21 protein-coding genes and 3 pseudogenes are annotated in these 21,559 nt (G+C 62.2%); 6 read left to right on the top strand and 18 right to left on the bottom strand.

The window, feature by feature from the left end:
- Window positions 1-575 precede the first annotated feature (575 nt).
- Window positions 576-1,109 carry a MucR family transcriptional regulator gene (locus tag ASF32_RS24200; RefSeq protein ID WP_056434705.1) on the top strand — a complete coding sequence of 178 codons (534 nt, stop codon included), beginning with the start codon at window positions 576-578 and terminating at the stop codon, window positions 1,107-1,109.
- Window positions 1,110-1,368: 259 nt separating this feature from the next.
- Here ASF32_RS24200 and ASF32_RS24195 read toward each other — a convergent pair whose 3' ends face one another.
- From ASF32_RS24195 to ASF32_RS24180, 4 genes are all read right to left on the bottom strand, one after another.
- A complete protein-coding gene (locus ASF32_RS24195) occupies window positions 1,369-1,572 on the bottom strand; it encodes a hypothetical protein (protein ID WP_056434703.1) in 204 nt (67 codons plus the stop codon).
- A 179-nt stretch (window positions 1,573-1,751) separates the two neighbouring features.
- Window positions 1,752-2,072 (bottom strand): hypothetical protein, encoded by a 321-nt coding sequence (locus ASF32_RS24190; protein ID WP_056434701.1) that lies wholly within the window; start codon window positions 2,070-2,072, stop codon window positions 1,752-1,754.
- A gap of 74 nt (window positions 2,073-2,146) precedes the next feature.
- Entirely contained in the window at window positions 2,147-2,380 is a 234-nt protein-coding gene (locus ASF32_RS24185; RefSeq protein ID WP_056434699.1) for a hypothetical protein, read from the bottom strand.
- Between the two features lie 370 nt (window positions 2,381-2,750).
- Complete coding sequence (locus tag ASF32_RS24180) at window positions 2,751-2,993, bottom strand: hypothetical protein (protein ID WP_056434697.1); 243 nt, start codon at window positions 2,991-2,993, stop codon at window positions 2,751-2,753.
- A gap of 239 nt (window positions 2,994-3,232) precedes the next feature.
- Here ASF32_RS24180 and ASF32_RS25695 point away from each other — a divergent pair, with 239 nt between their 5' ends.
- Window positions 3,233-3,457, top strand: coding sequence for a hypothetical protein (locus ASF32_RS25695; protein ID WP_156467947.1), 225 nt, complete (start codon window positions 3,233-3,235; stop codon window positions 3,455-3,457).
- Window positions 3,458-3,866: 409 nt separating this feature from the next.
- Here the strand turns inward: ASF32_RS25695 and ASF32_RS24170 are convergent, their stop codons facing one another.
- Window positions 3,867-4,115 carry a hypothetical protein gene (locus ASF32_RS24170; protein WP_056434693.1) on the bottom strand — a complete coding sequence of 83 codons (249 nt, stop codon included), beginning with the start codon at window positions 4,113-4,115 and terminating at the stop codon, window positions 3,867-3,869.
- Between the two features lie 97 nt (window positions 4,116-4,212).
- On the opposite strand from ASF32_RS24170, the gene umuD reads away from it, so the two are divergent.
- The 3 genes and pseudogenes from umuD to ASF32_RS26765 all read left to right on the top strand — a co-directional run.
- The gene (umuD, locus tag ASF32_RS24165) at window positions 4,213-4,668 is read left to right on the top strand and encodes a translesion error-prone DNA polymerase V autoproteolytic subunit (protein WP_056434691.1); all 456 of its coding nucleotides are present in this window, start codon (window positions 4,213-4,215) and stop codon (window positions 4,666-4,668) included.
- Window positions 4,665-5,206, top strand: a pseudogene (locus ASF32_RS26770) (Y-family DNA polymerase); the annotation flags it as partial. The gene umuD and the pseudogene ASF32_RS26770, both read left to right, overlap by 4 nt.
- Window position 5,207: 1 nt before the next feature.
- The coding region (locus tag ASF32_RS26765) for a DUF4113 domain-containing protein (protein ID WP_244483702.1) at window positions 5,208-6,057 on the top strand (850 nt) is incomplete at its 5' end.
- Window positions 6,058-6,214: 157 nt separating this feature from the next.
- Here ASF32_RS26765 and ASF32_RS24975 read toward each other — a convergent pair.
- The 10 genes and pseudogenes from ASF32_RS24975 to ASF32_RS25690 form a co-directional block, all read right to left on the bottom strand.
- Window positions 6,215-6,988: a GGDEF domain-containing protein gene (locus ASF32_RS24975; RefSeq protein WP_162239928.1), complete on the bottom strand. Its 774-nt coding sequence runs from the start codon at window positions 6,986-6,988 to the stop codon at window positions 6,215-6,217.
- Between the two features lie 325 nt (window positions 6,989-7,313).
- A complete protein-coding gene (locus ASF32_RS24150) occupies window positions 7,314-7,523 on the bottom strand; it encodes a hypothetical protein (protein WP_056434687.1) in 210 nt (69 codons plus the stop codon).
- Between the two features lie 571 nt (window positions 7,524-8,094).
- Window positions 8,095-9,596, bottom strand: a protein-coding gene (locus ASF32_RS24145; protein WP_156467952.1) for an IS66 family transposase whose coding sequence is annotated in 2 segments (ribosomal slippage) — window positions 8,095-9,500 and window positions 9,500-9,596 — 1,503 coding nt in all. Because the reading frame shifts where the segments join, the coding sequence is not laid out codon by codon here.
- Between the two features lie 101 nt (window positions 9,597-9,697).
- Window positions 9,698-10,045, bottom strand: a complete 348-nt coding sequence (gene tnpB, locus ASF32_RS24140; protein ID WP_056434683.1) for an IS66 family insertion sequence element accessory protein TnpB — start codon at window positions 10,043-10,045, stop codon at window positions 9,698-9,700.
- On the bottom strand, window positions 10,042-10,455 hold the full coding sequence (locus tag ASF32_RS24135; RefSeq protein ID WP_056434681.1) for a transposase: 414 nt from the start codon (window positions 10,453-10,455) through the stop codon (window positions 10,042-10,044). The genes tnpB and ASF32_RS24135 overlap by 4 nt, the downstream gene beginning before the upstream one ends.
- A 1,030-nt stretch (window positions 10,456-11,485) precedes the next feature.
- Entirely contained in the window at window positions 11,486-12,040 is a 555-nt protein-coding gene (locus tag ASF32_RS24125) for a DUF2059 domain-containing protein (RefSeq protein WP_244483701.1), read from the bottom strand.
- A 434-nt stretch (window positions 12,041-12,474) separates the two neighbouring features.
- Entirely contained in the window at window positions 12,475-12,660 is a 186-nt protein-coding gene (locus ASF32_RS24120; RefSeq protein ID WP_056434677.1) for a hypothetical protein, read from the bottom strand.
- A gap of 163 nt (window positions 12,661-12,823) precedes the next feature.
- Complete coding sequence (locus ASF32_RS24115) at window positions 12,824-13,135, bottom strand: DUF2924 domain-containing protein (RefSeq protein ID WP_244483700.1); 312 nt, start codon at window positions 13,133-13,135, stop codon at window positions 12,824-12,826.
- A pseudogene (locus tag ASF32_RS24110) lies at window positions 13,135-13,335 on the bottom strand (DUF3489 domain-containing protein); the annotation flags it as partial. The gene ASF32_RS24115 and the pseudogene ASF32_RS24110, both read right to left, overlap by 1 nt.
- Window positions 13,336-13,651: 316 nt before the next feature.
- Window positions 13,652-14,617, bottom strand: a complete 966-nt coding sequence (locus ASF32_RS25690) for a hypothetical protein (protein ID WP_156467946.1) — start codon at window positions 14,615-14,617, stop codon at window positions 13,652-13,654.
- Window positions 14,618-14,732: 115 nt separating this feature from the next.
- On the opposite strand from ASF32_RS25690, the pseudogene ASF32_RS24105 reads away from it, so the two are divergent.
- A pseudogene (locus tag ASF32_RS24105) lies at window positions 14,733-15,516 on the top strand (IS3 family transposase); the annotation flags it as partial.
- 535 nt (window positions 15,517-16,051) lie between these two features.
- Here ASF32_RS24105 and fdhF read toward each other — a convergent pair.
- Genes fdhF through ASF32_RS24090 form a run of 3 tightly spaced genes read right to left on the bottom strand, consistent with a single transcriptional unit; the run spans window position 16,052 to window position 21,159 of the window.
- Window positions 16,052-19,024, bottom strand: coding sequence for a formate dehydrogenase subunit alpha (gene fdhF / locus ASF32_RS24100; RefSeq protein ID WP_056434675.1), 2,973 nt, complete (start codon window positions 19,022-19,024; stop codon window positions 16,052-16,054).
- Window positions 19,025-19,067: 43 nt separating this feature from the next.
- Window positions 19,068-20,786: an NAD(P)H-dependent oxidoreductase subunit E gene (locus tag ASF32_RS24095; protein ID WP_056434673.1), complete on the bottom strand. Its 1,719-nt coding sequence runs from the start codon at window positions 20,784-20,786 to the stop codon at window positions 19,068-19,070.
- Window positions 20,787-20,835: 49 nt separating this feature from the next.
- The gene (locus ASF32_RS24090) at window positions 20,836-21,159 is read right to left on the bottom strand and encodes a hypothetical protein (protein WP_056434670.1); all 324 of its coding nucleotides are present in this window, start codon (window positions 21,157-21,159) and stop codon (window positions 20,836-20,838) included.
- Window positions 21,160-21,559 lie beyond the last annotated feature (400 nt).

Genomic DNA, 21,559 nt, shown 5'->3' with positions numbered 1-21,559 from the left:
GAGAGCGACAAGCTTGGACATGACGCTGGCCGTATCCTGCCCCGGCAATCACGGCAACAATTTCCACCAGATCGTTGAATTATTGCTCCTCCTCAAGGGTGCGGTCGCGTCTCCGTCTGATTCACACGCTCGCGTCGGCCATCGGCCCGCTTGATCCAAACCTCAGTAGCGTCGAGGGCGAGCTCTGGCGCATGGGCGTAATCCCACCTCCAGCTCGGGTCTGCGGTTGGCCCCATCTCAGATCGACACCCTCTCGAAGGACCAGGCGCAGGCGGAATTCCCCCTCATGCTTGCGAACCAATAGGACCCTGAGGGTTTCCGAAGAAGCGATCCAAGCTTCCGAAGCCCCCAGATCCGTGAAAAGGCAGGGTGCATAGTCATCCGTCATGATCTCGCGCCAGGGCGGGAGTTCGTGCGTCATCGATGGCCTATTGCTTCTCATTCCAGGTCGGCACGGCTGGCTTCGAAGAGCGTTTATATCACCTATCTATTTCTCTATCCGATAATAATGCTATTGAGAACGCCTCGAAACATTGCTCTATGGGGGTTCCACGGCTCCTCTTGAGAACAACGATATGACAGATCAGACTCCCGAACTGCCGACCAGCCATATCGAGCTTACGGCTGACATCGTCGCCGCCTACGTCTCCAACAACTCGGTTCCGGTAGGATCATTGGCCGACTTGCTGAGCAGCGTGCACGCCGCCATCAGCGGCCTTACCAGCGGTGGATCTAGCGCGCCGGAGGTGGACAAGATCGAGAAGGCGACGCCGGCACAGATCAAGAAGTCGATCACGCCAGACCACCTCATCAGCTTCGAGGATGGCAAGCCCTACAAGACGCTGCGCCGGCATCTAACGCTCCGCGGGCTGAGCCCTGAGGCTTACCGTGCGAAGCATGGCCTACACGCCGACTATCCCATGACCTCCGCAAGCTATTCGGCGCAGCGCTCGGAGCTTGCTCGGTCCCTTGGCCTTGGGCAGCAGCGCAAGGGTGCAGCCAACGCGAAGATAGCCGCTCCTGAAAAGGCCGTCGTTGAAGAGGCCGCTCCGGCCCCTGAGAAGCCCAAGAAGGCCGGGCGGCCACGCAAGGCTGCTGTCGCTGCCTGACGAGCCTTGAAGGGCGCCGGGCGCATGCTAGGCCCTACCCGCGGTTGGACAGAGGAAAGCGGGAGAAGGTCGAACTGCATCGAGAATAGCAGCTACCCGAAAAGCTAACGGCCACGGACACCGAGCCAAGGTGCGCGTACATCCGGCGTCACCCTGTCCCGGCATCGTGGCCGTCTCCGATCAAGCGACGTGGGTCGCGATCGACCTAGCCCTCATGTGGGGATCATATGGTTAACGATCAATGAGCATGCCTAATCCGCTACTCCGTAGCTTCGGCCTTTGCGTCGCCCTCGGCAAGGATGCTTTGTAGATCGCTTTTGAGCGCGTCGAACTGCTCGGCGGTCGCCACGATCTTGAAGTTGGTCCCGTTCTCGGCTTCCACCGCGAGCTTGATGTGGTCGCCAACCTTCGCCGCGAAAGCGGGTTTCAGGGTGTAGCTAGTGACATTGTCATTCGCTGCCACGAGGGTCGCCTTGTTCGGCAGCAGCCAACGCCAAGAACGGCGCGAGGGGGATGCGACAGAACCTCTCGCTAGCATCCATGAGAGGGCCTGCTGTTGGTGTGCACGAGGCTACGCCCCTATTTGGGTCGCCCAGTATCCGAATTGGCTGCGGCAATGGGCCGGACAACGAATGCGATGCTCTACGTCAACGATTTGAGGGTCATCTGAACGGTCGCTGCCATGGTGCATTCGGCTCCCTCGACATCCCGCAACCCGGCCCAGACCTTCCAATCCTCCCAAGCCTCACGCATCTTGAATGCCGCTTCGTCGGCAGAGCCAGCGTTTCCGCCTCGCCGGAACGGTGCCACACCAATATCGAGGTGCATCGCCCATGCCCACTGCTGGTCCGCCACAGGTTCGGCTTGAATACAATCGATCCTTCCGACGATCAGGGCCGCGCTGGTGACAATGTATGTCTCACGCGGCTCCTCCAGCATCAAATTGAAAGCTAGCTTTGCCATGGACTGTCACTGTGCGAGAGTTCGATCTGATCCGTGAGGCAACTCGGCGGAGGCTCGCCGGGTGGTCGGGCTCGTCAATCGCCGCCTTCGCCACCCGCTTGTGCTGGATCAATACGCCGGGGCTTCACTGCCCGAGCCTTGCGTGGCTCCTTCTTCGCAGCGCGCCCAGACGGATCGAACGGCACGACGCCACCGCCGCATCCGATACAAACGGACTTCGATAGACGGTCGGTGCGGGCGTCGCGGTCCTTGTCCTTCTTTGCCTGGCTGGCCGAATTCTCCACTTGCTCTTGGTGCATGGCCTCCATCCGCTTCTCCCGATCAGCGTCTGACACGCTTGATGACGGTTGGGACGAAGCGGTGCCAGTGGGCAGCCACAAGCATCCCACGGCAAAGGCCAGGATCGCAGAGCGCTTTAGCAGGGTCGTTCCGCACGGCATGGAGTCTTCCTTCCTCGCCTACCCCTACACCTCAATTAGAAATGCACCGAATGATGCGTTGGCAGCGAGCCGCCTTTCCCCAGGTCGGCCAAGATTGCTGAGGAAAAGGCATGTGACAACGTGTCGACCGGAATTTCAAGCTTCGAAAATTTGTCATTTGATTAGTTTTTTTGATCGGTGGTTCGTACGTCCTGTTGTAAAATCAGTCTTATAGAGCAAATGCACCAAGGGGAGCGTGCTACCTCAGCAGCGAAAGCCCCGAATAGCTTAACGTAGCGGAGTAGACAGGACGACTATCCATATCTGTCACAAAGACGACAATCGACATGCGATCTCCATCTGCGGGGATTTCCTCGTATCCGATCGCGGGCAGGAGCTTCTGTGCTGCCCTACGCACCTCCGCCATCGTCTCCAAAATCACCCCCGTATCATCACGCTGGGCTTTGCCGTCGATGTGGAGATCAAAGAAGTAGCGGGGCATAGGCTCTCCCTGTTCGGTTTGCTAGGCCAACCGCGCATCTCCAGCTAGGGTTTCTGTCTGGGTTCATACAGAACTGCTTAGACCAGAAAGGGCCAAATTATGAGAAGTTCCTAATCTTGCCACAATTTGACATATGTGGCTGCGACCGTATTGGGTCGTTGATATCGTTTCTAATCAGCTAGCGAATCAGGCGGCGACTGCTGAGATTAGAATGCTCCCGCCATAGAAGGAGCAAAGCCGTGTCGGGCTCAGCTCAACTCCATCTTAGCGGTTTAGGTGATCGGCAATCGGCGGTTTACCGTGCCATCGTGGTAGCCAAGAGCGGGACGGTCGTGAACGCGATGCGGCTCGCAGCCGACAATGAGGAGCGCGCCGTTCAGCAAGCTAAAGCGATGGTGGGCGATGAGACCGTCGAGCTTTGGGACGGCTTGCGCTTTATCGAGAGATTTTCGCCGGTTGATTGAGGCTGGCGCTAGTCGAAGTTCGGCCTTAGATCCGGCATTTTGCGGAGGATTTCCTTCGTTTCGCTCAGAAGGGCACGGCTTCGGGCGATCTCGGCTTTCATCTCCTGCACCAGTCGAACCGAATGGCGGACGCGCTCGGGATCTGACAGAGGGATATACCTACTGCTCAGGTTAATAATTTGCGCCATTAACTTCCCATAGCAGATTAAGAGCGAGGGCATATCGTGCCGATCGCTGGATTGCTGGGGGAAAAGCTCAAGGCTGAATTGCTGCATTGGCCTTTGATGCCCTGCATTTACTTGTGTTGGGTCTGCAAAGATTATCCGTGGCCCAAACAGAAACAGCAGCACCTGAGATGCCGGCGAGCCTTCAGTTTTTAAACTGACCCACTACCCCATCTCGCCTATTCTCACGCCGCCATCGGGACGTTGAGCACGTCCATAAATCCAAGGGTCATCACGTGCCGGCCGGCGCCATCGTGAACGTCGACGACCCAATCCGACCAGTCGAGATTGCGCCCGGTCAGCTCCATCACCCGCCAAGCCGCGCGCTCCGCGTGGTGCCAGAGCAGGCCGGTGTTCGGCAGCTTCACACCCGTCTCGTCGATGATCGCGGTGTGTCCGTCGGTGCAGTGAAATCGATATGTCTGGCGCGCCATCCACAGCTCTCCACAGGCTCGAATAGGCCGCATACGGCTAAGATTGACCTGGAACCGCCAGCCTGTTTGTTCTCTTTTTGTTCTAACGGAGAGGGCCATGGGCGTCTATCGAATCGACGAGCTGACGCCGGGCGGTACCGACGTTGTCCACATCCCCATCATGGGGCCGACACTCTGCGCTGGCTTTCCCTCGCCTGCTGACGATTTCCTCGAAGGCTCGCTCGAACTGCCGCGGTGGCTCGCACCGAACCCGCCGGCTACGTTCGCCTGGAACATCTCCGGAGATTCCATGCGCGGCGCCGGCATCTTCGACCGCGATCTTGCCGTCGTGGATCGGAGCCTCAATGCTGTGCACGATAGCGTCGTGGTCGCTGCCATCGATGGCCAGATGTCGATCAAGCGTTTCCTCGTGGACGGGAACGTGGCGCGGCTCTCGTTCGAGAACCCGGACCTGCCGGCCTTCGCGGTTGAGGAGAGCGGCGAGGCCGAGATCTGGGGCGTCGTACGGTTTTCGATTCGCTGGCACATCGCCCGGGCCGGCCTGGTTCGATGAGCCGTGCCATCGCGCTGATCGACGGCAACAGCTTCTATTGCTCCTGCGAGCGGGTGTTCGACCCGAAGCTCGCCCGCGTCCCGGTAATCGTGCTGTCCAACAACGATGGCTGCGCGGTGGCCCGCACCGCCGAGGCCAAAGCGCTCGGGATCAAGATGGGCGAGCCCTGGTTCAAGATCCGCGACCTGTGCAAGCGCGAGGGCGTGCGGGCGTTCTCGTCGAACTACACGCTCTATGGCGACATGAGCGCCAGGGCGAACGCGGTCTATCGCGACTTCTCGCCGGCTGTGGAGATCTATTCCATCGATGAGAGCTTCCTCGATCTGTCGGACGTGCGCGAGGATCGGCGCGTCGAGCTCGCGCGTGACCTGCGTGCGACGGTGCGCGCCTGGACCGGCATTCCGACATGCGTGGGGATTGGGCCAACGAAGACGCTGGCCAAGCTCGCCAACCACATCGCCAAGACGATTCCGGATCTCGGCGGGGTGTGTGACCTCTCGGACGAGGACGAGCGGGCGGCTTGGCTCTGTCGCATCCANCAAGCTCGCCAACCACATCGCCAAGACGATTCCGGATCTCGGCGGGGTGTGTGACCTCTCGGACGAGGACGAGCGGGCGGCTTGGCTCTGTCGCATCCACGTCGGCGAGGTCTGGGGGATCGGCCGGGCCTCGCTGGCGAAGCTAGAAGCCATGGGCGTCGATTCCATCGCCGATCTGCGCGACCTCGACCCGCGTCCGGTCCGTAAGGCGATGACGGTGGTTGGCGAGCGCATCATCCATGAGCTGCGCGGCGTGTGCTGCCTGCCGCTCGAACTGATGCCGGCCCAACGGAAGGGGTGTGCCGTGACGCGCTCGTTCTCCAGCCGGATCGAGGACCGAGCCACGATGGAGCAGGCGGTGTCCGCTCACGCGACCCGATTGGGTGAGAAACTGCGCCGGGGTGGGCTCGGCACGAACCACGTCTCGGTTTTCTACCACACCTCCGAGCACGACCGCGGCGACCCGATGCGCTCGGTCTCGACGACTGTCACGTTACCGGAGGCGACGAACGACACATTGGCGCTGATCAAAGCGGCGCTCGAGGGTGTGACCCGCACTTGGCGCGAGGCACCAGGCGACCGGCCGTGGCGCTACAGCAAGGCTGGCGTCATCACCACCGACCTCAAGCTGTTGGAGGAATCCCAGCGCGCCCTGATCGGCCAGCTCGACCGTGAGCGCAGCGCTCCGTTGATGGCCGCGATGGACGAGTGCAATCGGCGCTTTGGGCTCGGTGCCGTCGTGCCGGCCCGGGCGGGCCTGGAAACGAAGCGGACCTGGTCGACGAAGTTCGAGATGCGGAGCCCGCGCTACACGACACAGATATCAGAGCTGCCAACGGCGCATGCGTGAGAAGAGGCGACAATACCGTTGATGCACACGGCATTTGGCCCATGCCCTTCCGCCTGCAGAGCACCAAGCGCTGTTCATCGGTACCACGTAATCTTGGAGCGGAGGCGCGCAAAACACGATCAGATTTGATCGGAAGATTTCCAATCTTCACTACCGGTCAGCGGATTGACGCCAACTGCTTTTGATGCCCGTCGTCACTTGTAAAGTTTTTAGTGGGCGCGACCACGATGCGGTTACGGCCCGCCGCCTTGGCACGATAGAGTGCCTGATCTGCTTCAATGAATAGCGCCTGAAAGGGCTGATCTGGCGTGCGGGTTGCAACACCTGCTGAGATGGTAACTGATACGACGGCCGAGCCAGCATGGACGAGTGTTCGAGCTATGGTTTCCCGAAATTCGTCAAGTCGCTGAAGCAGGCTTCGTTCGTAGCAACCGTCGGTGATCAGCGCGAACTCTTCGCCTCCAAGTCGCCCAATTCGTCCAATGGCGCCGAGCTCGCGCTGCATAATTTCGGCTACGACACGAAGAACTTGATCGCCGACCAAATGGCCGTGATTATCGTTCACTGATTTAAAATGATCTATATCGACGATCATAAGTGCCATCAGCGTCGAGCGCTCCTCAACATCTTCGAGAAGGGCCCGCCGATTTAGCAGCCCAGTTAACGGGTCAGTCTGGCTTGCCCTGAAAAGTGCTAAGTGCGCTTTGCCGATAGCTCTAGTGACGGGAGCGGCAACGACGATTACAACTACAACGGTGATGACCCAAGACCGAACTGCGGATGTCCAGCTCTGAAAAAATACAAGCTGCTGAACCACATCGAAGAGAAGCGCGACGCCAATGCAGAAGGCTGTCGTTCGGATCATATAAAATTGAAGATCACGCTTCGACGCAATGCGTAGCTTTTTAAGAGGGTTGCGGATAAGCGGCATGACATACATACACTTTGGAGCGGTACGGCGCTTACGCCTAAGGCGACAGGCTGAATCAATACCTCAGATTTAGCGTCAACGTTCAATTAATGTCCTCCCCGCTTGTCTGGTTTCTGGCGCCTCTCTAAAGGCGGTTCAGAAGCTCGATGACTGGCCTCACGTGGGATGGGGGTAGACTTACCGTGTCCTTCGTTCCGGTTTGAGAACGCAAACGAGTGGCGTGCCGCAATCCGTCCGGGCCATACTTCTTTGCTTCAACTATCAAATCTTGGACTTGTCCGCTCGCTCAGCAGCAAGCGTTTTCACCATCAGTTCCCGGATAACCTTAGACCGGCTCAGCCAGAGCGGGCAGGCCCAGCCATTCCAACGCCGCGTCGAACGATCTGAAAAGACGCTGCCGGATCGTCCCGGCGTCCTCAAGCAGCGACACCCGCCAACTCGACTTGCCTTCCTCTCGCGCCAGATTGCCGACGACCTCGCCAGCCTGGATTAGGTGATGCTCGTCAGGTCCAATGCGGTAGAGGGTCTGGGACATGGCTTCCTGACCGGCACCTCGATCGTCACCAGCTTGCCCGAGATCGGATCGAAAACGGTGAGCGTCATGGTGGCCTCCGGGTGTAGTCCGAAAGATGCCGGGGGAATGGTTAACGAGGGCTTAAGCGCGTTCCTGAACGACCGGCGGCCGGGCGTAATGCTGAGACGCTGAGATTGGGAAGTTGATTGGTAAAGGGGCGTTCGTAACGCTACCTCAGACCTCGGACGCGCTGCCAATCACTCAGGGCACGGCTTCGGGCATCGTAAAGCGCGCGAAGTCTGGTTCCCTCTTCCCCACGGCCCTCTGTTTGGGCCGAGATTGCATTGACCATCTCGTCACCAAACCGTGCCGCTAGCTCTGTTGCCCAGGCTTCGTCAGCGGCATAGAGGCGACTAGCTGTAACCGATAAGAAAGGGACGGGCCTCGGGCGTGCTTTCGCATTCATCATGCGCGCTGGTACGGCAGACGGATCATCTAGGTTTCAAAAGTGAATACAATATTTCAATCTAGTTATGGCATCGCTTGTGCGTACGCCTTCGGTGAAGGCCGCGTTCGTGGTCCCGGCGGGGTGTCAGGCGGCGATCTGCCGGCGCTGAGGCTGGGTCCAGTTCCACGGCAGCAGATCGTCGATACGCCTGGCGGGATGGTCGGGTAGCCGCGTGAGCACGTCGGCGAGCCAGGCCTGGGGGTCGATGCGATTGAGCTTGGCGGTTTCGATCAGCTTGTAGAGGGCAGCGGTACGATGACCGCCCGCATCCGATCCGGCGAAGGTCCAGTTGCGGCGGCCCACCGCGATGGGACGGATGGAGCGTTCGGCAGCATTGTTCGACAGGCAGATCCGTCCGTCGTCGAGGAACCGGGCGAAGGCGGTCCAGCGCTTGAGCAGGTAGTCGATCGCCGCTGCCGTGGGAGCCTTGGCCGAGAGCTTGGCGCGGTTCTCCCGCAGCCACGCCTCCAGGTCGGCAACGAGGGCGGCCGAGCGAATGCTTCGGTGCGCGCGGCGCTCATCGGGGGCAAGACCGTTGGCGGCGCGCTCGATGGCGAAGATCGCATCGATCCGCGTCACGGCCTCGATGGCGATCGGAGCCTTCTTTAGATCGGCCAGCTCGAAGAACTTGCGTCGGGCATGGGCCCAGCAGGCCGCCTCGCGGATCGGACCCGGCTTGCGGCCTGGGTCGTACAGCCGGCCGAACCCCGAGAAGGCGTCCGCCTGCACGATGCCGTGGAAGTCGCCGAGCCAAGTCTCGGCATGCGCGCCGGAGCGGTCGGGGGAGTAGAAGTAGGCCGCGGCCGGCGGCTCGGGTCCACCGAAGGGGCGGTCGTCGCGCACCACCGTCCAGAGCCGGCCGGTGCGGGTCTTCCCCTTGGCCAGGACCGGCACCGGCGTATCGTCGAGATGGAGGCGGTCGGCTCCCCGGACATGGGCCTCGATCCGAGAGACTAGGGGCGACAGGGCGGTGGTGACGGCTCCGACCCAGCCAGCCAACGTCGAGACGTCGACCGGCACGCCTTCATGGGCGAAGCGCTGGCTCTGGCGATGCAGCGGCAGATGCAGGCCGAACTTGGCCATCATCACCTCGGCCAGGAGGTTCGGCCCGGCCCGCCCCCGCGGGATCGGATGGAAGGGGGCCGGGTTCTGCGCGATGGTCTCGCAGTCGCGGCAGGAGAAGCGCTCGCGCACGTGCTGGATCACGACCCAGCGCGCCGGGATCCGCTCCAGAGTCTCGGTGACGTCTTCGCCGAGAGGGCGCAGGCGTGCCCCGCCACAGCAGGCGCAGGTCGTCGGGCTGGGATGGAGAATGCGCTCGCGCGGCAGATGCTCGGGCAAGAGCCTACGAGCGGGCTTGCGCTGGGAAGAGGTCGGGGTGGTATGCGGCTCGGGCTCAGCCGCTTGCGCCTCCGTCTCGGCGAGCGTCTCCTCCAGATCCTCCAACGTCAGTTCGAGCTGGTCGATCCGGGCGCTGCGTTCCGAGGAGGCCCAGAGCGCTCCCGTCGCAGCCGGGCGACCTCCAGCTTGAGCCGTTCGACCGCGATCTCGGACACGAGCCGCGCCGCTCGCTCGGCCAGGATCATGGCGTGAGCGGCAGCGAGATCGGTGGGAAGCGGCGGGGGCTCAGGCGCGTTCGGCACACACTGAGAAGAGCATATTCCTCAGCCTCTGTAACGCGTTATCCTCAGCCGACGGCGCTCGGACGCCAGCTTGTCCGCGGCATCCGCCAGTCGATGCCCGAGAGCAGGTAGCCGAGCTGCGCCGTCGAGATCGTCACGGCTCCGTCCGCCACCGACGGCCACAGGAAGCGGCCGCGGTCGAGCCGCTTGGTGTACAGGCACGCGCCCTGGCCATCGTGCCAGATCACCTTGATCAGGTCACCGCGCCGGCCGCGGAAGACGAACAGGTGTCCGGAGTGGGGATCGCGCTTGAGCGTTTCCTGGACGATCATCCCCAAGCTGGAAAAGCCCTTGCGCATGTCGGTGTGGCCGGTGGCCAGCCAGACCCGAACGTTGGCCGGCAGCGGGATCATCGGCCCTCCAGGGCATCGAGCACCCGACGCAGTGCCGCGGCATCGACGTCCCGGTCGACCTTGAGACGCCGACCACCACCGAGATCGATCTCCATGATCCCGGTCTTGCGCCGCGCTCGACGGGGGTGGGCCGCAACATCAAGATCATCCGACTGCAGAACTGGAACCGCCGGCGACGGCTCCGGGGTGATCGCGACGGGCACGAAGACCGGGGCCTGCTCATCCCCGCCCAAACGGCCTTCCCGAGCCTGGCGTCGCCACGTGAACAGCAGGCCCTGGGCGATCCCGTGCCGGCGCGCCACCGAACACACCGACACCCCGGCCTCGTACGAGGCTTCGACGATCCGCACCTTGTCCTCGAACGACCAGCGGCGCCGTCGTTCGGCCCCCTCAAGCACCTCGAGCCGCATCGCCCCGACCCGCTGACCTTGACGCCAGCATTAAGGTCAGGCTTCAGCCGAGTGCGCGATGCTGTCGACCGCGGCCATCACCGGACGCGTACGCTTGTGCCAACCAATCAAATTTGCAGGCAGCCCCGCCCAGGCCGACCCTTAGGGCAGGCGTTCCAGGCGGCGAGAACAAAAAGCCCGGCGCGCCATGACAGCGGCGGGGCTTGAGGAGAAAAATTAAGAGCCGGCTGCTACTGCACTGAACGGATGGTGACCGGATACGACGAAGAGTTGAAACACGCCGCTTACATCGCGGCACTTCACGCCTTTAAGGCATTAGCCGAGAGCCTCGGTGTTTCGAGGGAGAGTTTCGAGGTGATCTTGCGAGAGGTTGCCGCTGAAGGGACGACCTCGACTACCGGCACGTCTGAATCGCAACTCACCGCAATTCGCCGCCTTACCGTCAAGAGAGCGGCACGACAGTTTAAGGCGCCCTAGTCAAAACCAAAAACCACCCGCGGCGTGAGCCGGGCGGGTCAATAACCGTTCTTGCAGAAATTCATCTGCACGCCCCGATCGGGCCGTAAATAGCTAAGTCCCGTCCGAGTTACACTCGTTCTGAGCTTCCTCGTCCGCGCGCTTCGCTTTACGCAATGCTGCGCGAATTTTGGCTCGTCCTTCCTTAATTGCCTGAACTCGCGCGCTTCGCTTCAGCATCAGGTGAACGGACCGGTGGGGTTTGCTCAGTCATCGGCCTAATGCTTCCCGAAAGCAGTCGCGGCGATTGTCAAATGCCAAGGCCCCGACCGAGGTGAATCTTGTGAATTCACGGTGCTTTTCTATCAAGAAGACCGACCGCCGGAAAGGCATGGACCGAATCGAAAGAAAATACCCCGCTCCGGCTTTCGCCGGGCGGAGTCATATTGTGCTCTCGGGACGACCGGCACACGGGGTAGCGCGTCGGGTGGACCAGTGCCGCATGAAAAGCCCCCGCGCGGCCTCAGCCGACGGGTCATGATTACTCAGAGCACTATAGCCCTAACGAGAGCCATTATTTGGGCTTGTCGCCAGGCCCCCATCCCTTCGCTTTGATGATCTGCACGATCTTCGTCTGCATCTCGGGCATCAGGCCCTGCATCCACTGTGTCGTGCCGGCCATCTGAGCCTGAACTAGCTGGGGTTGTGCTGCGGCAAGGCGGCGGCCAGCCGGAGAGGCATAGAACGTCCCCACCGCCTGCAGATCCTCTTTGCTGAGGACACCTGCGAAGCTGCGTGCCTGGATATCGAGGAGCTCGTCGTAATGGGCCGTCAACATTGGAAGTACGGCCTCTTGAACGATGACCTGAGCCCGATCAGCTTCCTTGATTCCCATCTGTTGCATCATGCCGGCCATGGGGGCGGCCATTGAGGATAGCGTAGTCGCGCGATCCCCCTGCATCTGGGTCACGACCTCACGTGCCACCTTTAGCGTCGCCGGATCTTGTGCCGCCATTGCAGCAGGCTTGGCCGCTGGCGCTGCTGCTTGAGCAAGCGCTTCCGATGCGAGCGGAATGCACAGGGAAAGGCCTGCGATTAGGGGGCACAAACGGCCGATACGATTCTGCAAGAGGTTTCCTCCAGTTGTGGAACTGCAGAGGTAGGGCAATCCAAACGAAAAACCCGCCGCGGCGTCAGCCGGGCGGGCAAGGTCGGTCTCCAAGGCCAGAGGCTTGAGGCCATCTAGCATTCGATGCATTGGCACATTGCGGGAACGCGATGGCGTCGCGTTTCAGCAGCCCTTTTTGACGTTTCCTCCCTAGACTCGGGTCGCTCTTCGGGGCTGCCCTTCTTTTTGGGAGCCCCTCCCTAGCAGCATACCCCCTATGCGAAAAGTGGAATCCAGTACTTAGGTATTTGGGTCGCGGGCACCATACGAAAAAAACCGCCGCAGCGTGAGCCGGGCGGGTCAGTTGTTCAGAGGAGCATGAGGGAGGACAAGCTCTCTCAGCGCCATGCACGGGGTGTGCCGGGCGTTGGCGGAGGTCGCTGGCCGGCCGCTTCTTAGCAAAGCACCGGTCGAAGTCCTTCAGCCACCCAATGTAGGTCGGGCGACAAAGCGACCAATCCCGCGACGACGCCGACCGCATTTGCCCAGGCCAGCCCGATCCGGAACCGTGTCCATTTCGGCACGCCGACGCCAATGATGTTCGGTACCGCGACCAGCATGAAGATGCCGAGCGCGATCACCTTCCGATAGTCGCCGTGAAGCTGGACAAGCGAGGCATTGAGGCTGGTGAGCTGCGCCCGATAGGTTCCGCGGTCCGCGGTGGAGGCCAGGGCCGTGCCCAGTCGGGCAACCTCTTTTCGCAGGGAGGCGAATATAGAGGCATTGGCAGTTAGGGTGACAGGGTTAGTCGCCAGATTTTTGATGCCGCTGGCGGTCCCTTCGGCTTAGCCGCGCGTTCGGCGGCGGCGCGGCGGCGCGGCGGCGCAGGCGTTCCTTCGCGATCCGATCGAGCAGCCGGGCGCTGTCGCGATCGAGGTCGCCCAGGGCTTTGGCCTGGATGCGATAGGCCAGGAGCCGCACCATGAGGGTTCGGGACAGGTGCGGGGGAGTGGCCGTTCGCAGATGCTGACGCCAGCGAATGCGCAGGTGGCCCAGATCGAGAGAGACGAGCCCCTCGATCTCACGCTTGAGCTCGGGGCTGATCACGCCGGCCATCACCGGGCCTCCGTCGTGGCATCGTCGGTCAGGCGATAGGCGGTCCAACCCTCGGCATCGCATCCCTTCGTGAGGATCATCCCTCGCTTGCGCAAGCCGGTCAGGGCGGCGCGCGTCGAATGGGCGAGCCAGCCGGTGGCAGCCAGCAGGTCGGCGAGTGTGGCCCCTTCCTCACGCCGCAGCATCGCGATGATCAGCGCCTGCTTCGTGCCGGATCACCTGGACGGCGCAATATCGTGATCGCATTTAGAGTGCGATCCACGGGAGGCTCGCACGCGCAGTTTCAGAGAAGCAGATCTCGTCGTCCCTTCTCTTGAGCATGTTCGCTGAGTTTTACGGAACCGTCATCGTCGGCATGGCAACGCGAGCTCGCGACAATGCCACGACCGATATGCTTCTTTCGACGGTGAGCTTGGCAATTGAACCGCTGGAGATCGACATCTAATAATTAGCGTGGGCTACAAATTCAGGGATCCTCAGGCTGCACTACCAAACTTCGCGGCACGCAATTCCGAATCACCTCTCATAGCCACCACCGCGCCCATTTGCGGCGCCTTGGGCTGCTGGTGCGGCGCGTCTCGCTTTGCCCGTCTCTTTCTCGCCTCTAGGCCACGGCGGGATGACGACGTCGATCGGCGGCGGTGAAGCGATTTTCCTGGCTACTGCTCGTGCCTTCACGTCCTCCTCCAATTCGCGCCACCGCATTGTGGGGGACCGGTCGAAGGCCCAGCATGTGTCCTCGGTATCGTGAAAAGCGTGGGCTGCCGCCCGTAGGCCGTAAGCGATCCAGTCGTATCGCCTCAGCCGATCGACAGCCGGAGCACATGCCGTGATCACATTGGCGACAGCCGCTTCGGCATGCCCATTGGCCTGCATGCGCCGGGCGATCAGGCTGTCGACGCGGGAGGCATTGGGCCAGCGTCCCTCCCAATGCGCGAGGATGTCGGCGCGATGCGCCCAATACACCGGCGCATTCTCTGGTTCAGGCACTCCATCGGAAGGCCATCCGCACCCTAACCGCGAGCCAGCGCCTAGTCCAAGGCGGTTGATGAACGTTATGATCCATTTCTTGATCATGGATTTCAGGCGGCTGCAGAGGGTACCGGCACCGTCCACGATCTGAGCGTAGGCAGGAGACGGCTCAGCCTCTCGTTCGCGTCCTTCAGGTCGCACCCCATCTTTCCGGATTCGCAAACCGTAGCGGCCGCGCTCTGCGCCATAAAACTCACGAAGCTGTTTTGCGGCGGCTGCTACGGCTGCTGCCTCATAGGGCAATCCGAGCTTTTCAGTGGTCAGGACGACCTCATAGCGATTGTCGGCACTTTCGAGCACGAGCGCAGGCGCGTGTTCACGTCCGGCTATGCCCGCGATGCCTTCGTTCACCATGGCCGCCTCGACGAGGGCGTGAACTTTCTCGGCAAGCCCTTCACCACCGATGCACTCGCCGCCAAGATCCACCATTTGCTCGGTGCCGGTGGGCATACTGACTGATCGCCCCTGGCCTCCGTCAGCGTGACGTGAATGGGATCGACGCAGCAGCCAAGGAGGTTTCACGACTGGACACATGCCTTCTGCAGGTGACCGAAGACCTCGCGGCGAGCGGCGGGCCTGTCTGGCTACCGGCTTCGGCCGTTCGTCCCAGCGCTAGAGGAAGCGCTCGGACCCTCAGGTCGCACTGCGCATGCGGCGTTGGCCGCCGTGCGGGTGCTTTACGGCTACCGGCGTCTACACATCCTGCTGCGACGGGAGGGCTGGAAGGTGAACCACAAGCGCACCTACCGGATCTACCGCGACGAGGGACTGTCGATCCGGGCCAAGCTGCCTAAGCGCAAGCGAGCTTGGCGCTATCGCCAGGGGCGACCGGCGATCGCCAGCCCCAACGAGGTCTGGGCCATGGACTTCATGTCCGACCGCATCTTCGACGGACGTCCGTTCCGGATCTTGACCGTCGTCGATTGCCACATGCGAGAGGCGCTCTCGCTCACACCGAGAGCCAACTTCCGCGCCTACCAGGTAACTGAGGCGCTCGACGCTTTGGTCAGGCCGCGAGGTCGACCGAAAAGTCTACGGGTAGACAACGGACCTGAGTTTGCCGGTCGCATGCTCGACCAATGGGCCTACCTGAACGGGGTCAAGATCGACTTCTCCCGACCGGGCAAGCCGACCGACAACGCCTACATCGAGTCGTTCAACGGCCGTCTGGGGGTGGAATGCCTGAACGCTTCGTGGTTCCTGTCGCTGGCTGATGCCCGCGAGCGCATCGAGGACTGGAGGTGCCACTACAACGAAGATCGACCCCACACGGCCCTGGGCGGCTTGACGCCCCGAGCCTTCGCCGACCAAGCTGTCACTGTCCGAGAACTTGCAGCAAGTTCTCGGACNTCGTGGTTCCTGTCGCTGGCTGATGCCCGCGAGCGCATCGAGGACTGGAGGTGCCACTACAACGAAGATCGACCCCACACGGCCCTGGGCGGCTTGACGCCCCGAGCCTTCGCCAACCAAGCTGTCACAGCCCGAGAACTTGCATAGGCCGTGGACCACAAAGCGGGTCAACTCCAACGAAAGGACGGCCTCTAGTTCCAGGTGGATGAAGAAACGGGGGGCACGTCATCTCCTACCGCCTGCGAGAGCATCGTTATGCGACTCTGTCACAGTGCCGAACCCGTACGTCTCGAATCGATGCGAGACGAGTAAAGGGGTCGAGACTGAGCCTGGCGCGCTCGCACTGAGTGAGCGGGCCCCCATTTAGGTTCGCTCCGACGCGAGTGCATCGAGCGGTCAAAAAAGCATCGGTGTAATTTGTCATCGGTGAGTGCCGCCTCGACCGTGACCGGATCATGTCGATGTTAAAGGTGGGCAACGGGGCCGCAGCGACTGTTGCGGCCCCGTTGCCCCGCATGAAGGTTTGCCCAGCAGCTATTCCGCCGCCATATGCGCTACACCGACGGCAGATACTCGAGCCGCACAGAACTTGAACTCCGGAATCTTGCCCATCGGATCAAGTGCCGGATTGGTCAGAAGATTTGCCGCGGCCTCGGCGTAACAGAACGGCATGAAGATCATGCCGACTGGTACGTCTCGGTCGGATCGAACCTTCAAGTGGACAGCGCCCCGTCGCGTTTCCAGTCTCATCGTATCGCCGGGTTCGAGGCCGAGTCGGTAAAGCTCCTTTGGTGCCAGAAAGGCGACCGCCTCCGGTTCGAGTGCGTCGAGGACGCCCGCACGCCGCGTCATCGATCCGGTATGCCAATGCTCCAGCACCCGGCCGGTAGAGAGCACCATCGGGTATTCTGCGTCCGGCACCTCGTCAGGCGGTACGATGGCCGCCGGTACGATCTTGGCCCGGCCACTCTCGGTCGGGAAGCCGGCGTAGAAGATGATCTCGTTTCCGGGCTTGTCTGGCGCGTCGACCGGGTAGGTCACGGCGCCCTCTCGCTCCAGGCGCTCCCAGGTGATGTTGTTGAACGATGGCATCACCTGCGCCATCTCGGCGAAGATGTCGGCGGGCCCGCCGTAATTCCACACAAGCCCCATCCGATTGGCGAGTTCCTGAATGATCCACCAATCCTGGCGAGCGTCACCCGGCGGCGAGACCACGGGTTTGGCGATCTGAACGCGACGGTCGGTGTTCGTGAAAGTGCCGGCCTTCTCGGCGAAGGCCGAAGCCGGCAGAACAACGTCGGCGTGGAACGCGGTTTCGGTCAGGAACAGGTCCTGCACGACGAGGTGGTCGAGCATTGCCAGCGCGTGACGGGCGTGGTTGAGGTCAGGGTCCGACATAGCCGGATTCTCACCCTCAACGAACATGCCCTTGATTTCGCCCGCATGGATCGCGCGCATGATCTCGACAACGGTCAGGCCATTGTTCGGATCGAGGGACTGCCCCCAGAACTCCTCGAAGAGCTTGCGTACCGCCTCTTTCTCGACGGACTGGTAGTCCGGGTAGACCATCGGGATCAGGCCTGCGTCAGACGCGCCCTGGACGTTGTTCTGGCCTCGGAGCGGGTGTAGCCCCGTACCTGGGCGCCCGATCTGCCCAGTAATGAGCGCGAGCGCTATGAGACAGCGTGCGTTGTCGGTACCGTGGACGTGCTGGCTGACGCCCATGCCCCAGAAGATGATCGAGGACTTAGCCCTTGCGTAGAGGCGGGCGACCTCGCGCAGGGTCTTGGCGTCGATGCCACAGACCGGAGCCATCTTCTCTGGCGTAAAGTCGACGATCTTCTCCTTCAGCGCCTCGAAGTTTTCGGTGTAACCCGCGATGTATTGCTCGTCGTAGAGCCGCTCCGTGACGATCACGTTGAGCATCGCATTCAGCATCGCGACGTCGGAGCCCGGCTTGAAGGCGAGGTGTTTAAAGGCATGCCGCGACAAAACCTGACGACGCGGGTCCATCACGATCAGCTTGGCGCCGTGCTGCTTCACGGCGTTCTTCAGGAAGGTCGCCGCGACCGGGTGGTTCACGGTCGGGTTGGCACCGATCACGATGATGACCTCGGCGTCCAGCGCCGCCGAGAATGGTGCAGTAACGGCACCGGAGTTCAGGCCTTCCATCAGTGCGGCAACTGAGGACGCGTGGCACAGGCGTGTGCAATGGTCGACGTTGTTCGAGCCGAAGCCGAGCCGGACTAATTTCTGGAAGAGATACGCTTCCTCGTTCGAACCCTTGGCGGAGCCGAATCCGGCGAGCGATTTGCGCCCGTGCGTGTCGCGGACCTTGGTCAGCCCACCGGCTGCCCGGTCGAGCGCCTCATCCCAAGTTGCCTCGCGAAAATGCGTCCATGGATTGGCGGGATCGACCTGGTCGTTGGCGTCCTTCGGGACATTGTCGAGTCGGATCAGCGGTGCCGTTAGGCGATGGGGGTGGTGGATGTAGTCGAAGCCGAAGCGCCCCTTCACGCAGAGCCGGTTATGGTTCGCCGGCCCGTCCACACCCTCGGCGTAGACGATCCGCTCGTCCTTGACCTTGTAGGAGACTTGGCAGCCGACGCCACAATACGGGCACAGCGAGGTGACCTCCCGGTCGGGATAGACCGTCCGGGTATTGTGTTCGGCATCGAGGTAGGCCGAGGGCATCAGCGCGCCGGTCGGGCAGGCCTGGACGCACTCGCCGCAGGCGACGCAGGTCGAGCCGCCCATGGGGTCATCGAAGTCGAACACGACCTTGGCGTCGGCGGAGCGGTAGGCCATGCCGATAACGTCGTTGACCTGCACCTCGCGGCAGGCCCGGACACAGAGATTGCACTGGATGCACGCGTCGAGGTTGACGCTCATGGCAGGGTGGCTGAAGTCTCCGGTCCAGCGCTCGGCCGCCGGGAAACGGCTTTCCGTGACGTCGAGGAAGTCGGCCTGCACCCAGAAATGCGACGTTGGATCGTGCGAGGTCTCGCGCTCCGGCTGGTCGGCGACGAGCAGTTCGAGCACCATCGCTCGGGCCTTGGTCGCCCGCTCGGATGCCGACTTCACCTTCATGCCGATGGCGGGGGTACGCTTACACGAGGCGGCGAGCACGCGCTCGCCCTCAATCTCGACCATGCAAGCACGGCAGTTGCCGTCCGGGCGGTAGCCTGGGTCGGGCTTGTGGCAAAGGTGCGGGATGTGCGTCCCGATCCGCTTGGCCACCGCCCAGATGGTTTCGCCGGGCTGAGCCTCGACCTGCCGACCATCGAGCTCGAACGCAATCGACGACGGGGCGACCGGGCCGTCCCTCAAGCCGAACGTCCCGGTCGGATCAGGGGCGGCCTGCCCCCCCGATTTCGCCCCTTGCGAATAGGCGCCGCCCGCCTCGGGGCTCGACCCCTGCGTAGGGCCGCCGGCATCCTGCGCGCCGTCGGCCCGGATTTTGTGCCTTACGGACGTATCGTCGTGCGTTTCGGGGGCGTTGCTCATGCGTCCGCTCCTGGCTTGCGCGTGGAAAGGGTAATCGTGACCATCATTCGGCAGCCAGCGCCTTGGGGGCAGGAAAAAGATCGGGGAAGAACCGAATGACGCTGCTCAGGGGGTTCGAGGCCGCCTGGCCCAACCCGCAGATCGAGGCGTCGCGCATGCATTGGGCGAGTTCCCCCAGAAGCTCGGTGTCCCAGATGCCATCCTCCATCAGGATGCGGGCCTTCTGGGTGCCGGAGCGACAGGGCGTGCATTGCCCGCAACTCTCGTCCTCGAAGAATCGCATTAGGTTCAGGGCGGCCCCCCGAACGTCGTCCCGGTCGGACATGACAACGACGGCCGCCGATCCGATGAAGCAGCCGTATTTTTCAAGTGTGCCGAAATCGAGCGGGATGTCGTTCATCGACGCCGGCAGGATACCACCGGACGCGCCGCCCGGCAGGTAGGCCGAGAAGGTATGGCCCTCCAGCATGCCGCCGCAATGCTCATCGATGAGTTCCTGGATGGTGAGGCCGGCGGGCGCCAGCTTCACACCGGGTTCCCTCACGCGTCCGGACACCGAATAGGAGCGCAGGCCGACACGGTCGTTACGGCCATGGCTCTTCCACCAGCCAGCGCCGCGTTCGATCAGGTCGCGCACCCAGAACAACGTCTCGATGTTGTTGATGAGGGTCGGACGATTGAACAGACCGACTTGGAACGGGAAGGGCGGTTTATGCCGTGGCAGCCCTCGCTTGCCTTCGAGCGACTCGATCAGTGAGGATTCCTCGCCGCAGATATAGGCCCCGGCCCCGCGGCGGAGATGGATGCGCGGTCCGCCCGTAGGAAGCCGGGCGATTTCTCGGGTCAGGATCTCACGGGAGATCGGATACTCGTCGCGAAGGTAGATATAGACGTCCGTGGCCTCGACCACGTGGGCGCCAATCAGCATGCCTTCGAGGAAGCGGTGTGGGTCGGTGTTAAGGTAGAGCTGATCCTTGAAGGTGCCAGGCTCACCCTCGTCGCCGTTGACCGCCATCAGCCGCGGCCCAGGTTCGCCGCGCACCGATCTCCACTTGCGCCCCGTTGGGAAACCCGCGCCGCCGAGGCCACGCAAGCCGCCGTCGTCGAGCACCTGGAATATGTCGTCTATGGAAAGGTCGCCGCCTCGGAGACGGTCCAGCGTCGCGTATCCGCCGGTCGCCCAGTACGCGTCGTAGTCGATGTATTGGGGCAGATGGGCGTGGGTGTCACCGGCCTCGACGGCCGCCCGCACGGATGCCAAGTCTGCCTTGTGGAGGAAGTTATGCCCGACCTCGACGGCGGGCGCGTGGTCGCAGAGGCCGACGCATGGGGCACGCACGACACGGACCCGGTCCGACGCAAGCTCCCGCTGGAGCGTTGTCAGCAAGTCGTCGGCGCCGAACATCGCGCAGGTGATGCTGTCGCAGACGCGGACAGTCAGCTGCGGAATGTCAGCGTCGCCCTCCTTCACCACGTCGAAATGGGCGTAGAACGTCGCCGTCTCGAAGACCTCGGCGAAGGCGAGGTCCATCTCGTCCGCCAACGCCGCGAGATGGTGTGCCCCGATCTGGCCGTAGGTATCCTGGATCAGATGGAGATGCTCGATCAGCAGGTCGCGTTGGCGCGAGCGCGTCCCAAGGAGTTGCTCGATCTCGACTTTGGCATTCGGCTCGACCTGACGGCCCTTTGGCACGGCTCGGACCTTGTTGCGTCCCGTGCCAGGATGAGAAAAATTCCTGACTGTCCCTGCTGCCTCACTCATGGGCGATCCGGTTTCCATTCGTTCTTGCGGTGATTGGTGCGAGCGCTGCCTATTGGCCACCAAAGGCCCGTAGCGGCTGACCGGCTTCGGAGCGATGTTCCATCGTCACAGCACCGGTGGACGTCTCCAGCGACGCGACCCGTGGGCCGACGATGGACCGAAGTTCCGACTCGAAAGCGTCCAGGGCAGCGTTGAGACGGTCCGTCGGGCTTTCGTCCGATCCCGACTGGCCTTTTGAATCGAGGGCCTCGGTCAGTACGCTTTGAAGCCGCTCAATCAACTCTTGGGTGAGTGGTGGCTTGGCCTGCTCAACATAGGCTTGCGTCACAGCATGCGCCTGATCGGTCGCCGTGAGGATGGGGAGCTCGGTCATGGTTGGGCTCGCAAGGGTGCAAAAAGGCGGTGCATGGCGTGCCCGTTGTTTCGGTAACTCGGCATTCTGCCTCTGGCTACCCGTTAATACGCGATATATTTCATGTGGTATATCGCTTTTGCAATGGTTTCAAACTGGCGCTGCGTTGCGGGGGCAAGCCCTGGGAGCATGGCTCGGGACCGACCGGGAAGTGACGAGCTTGAGCTTTGCAGGGCGGTGGTGAGCCAGATACTCGTTATCATGGGGCATCACTGGACCGCGGTTCACGAGTTCGACGACGAGCCGGACACGGCTCGGTGAAGCGATTTGGCGGGCAGGCTCATAAAACCTCGCGGTGGTCGAGTGGGCTAGCGTTGGACCAGCCCAGAAATTGGAATCTACTCGCATACGAACGAACGAG

Source organism: Methylobacterium sp. Leaf91, assembly GCF_001422815.1.
GTDB lineage: Bacteria > Pseudomonadota > Alphaproteobacteria > Rhizobiales > Beijerinckiaceae > Methylobacterium.
This window is presented reverse-complemented; position numbering and strand designations above follow the sequence as displayed.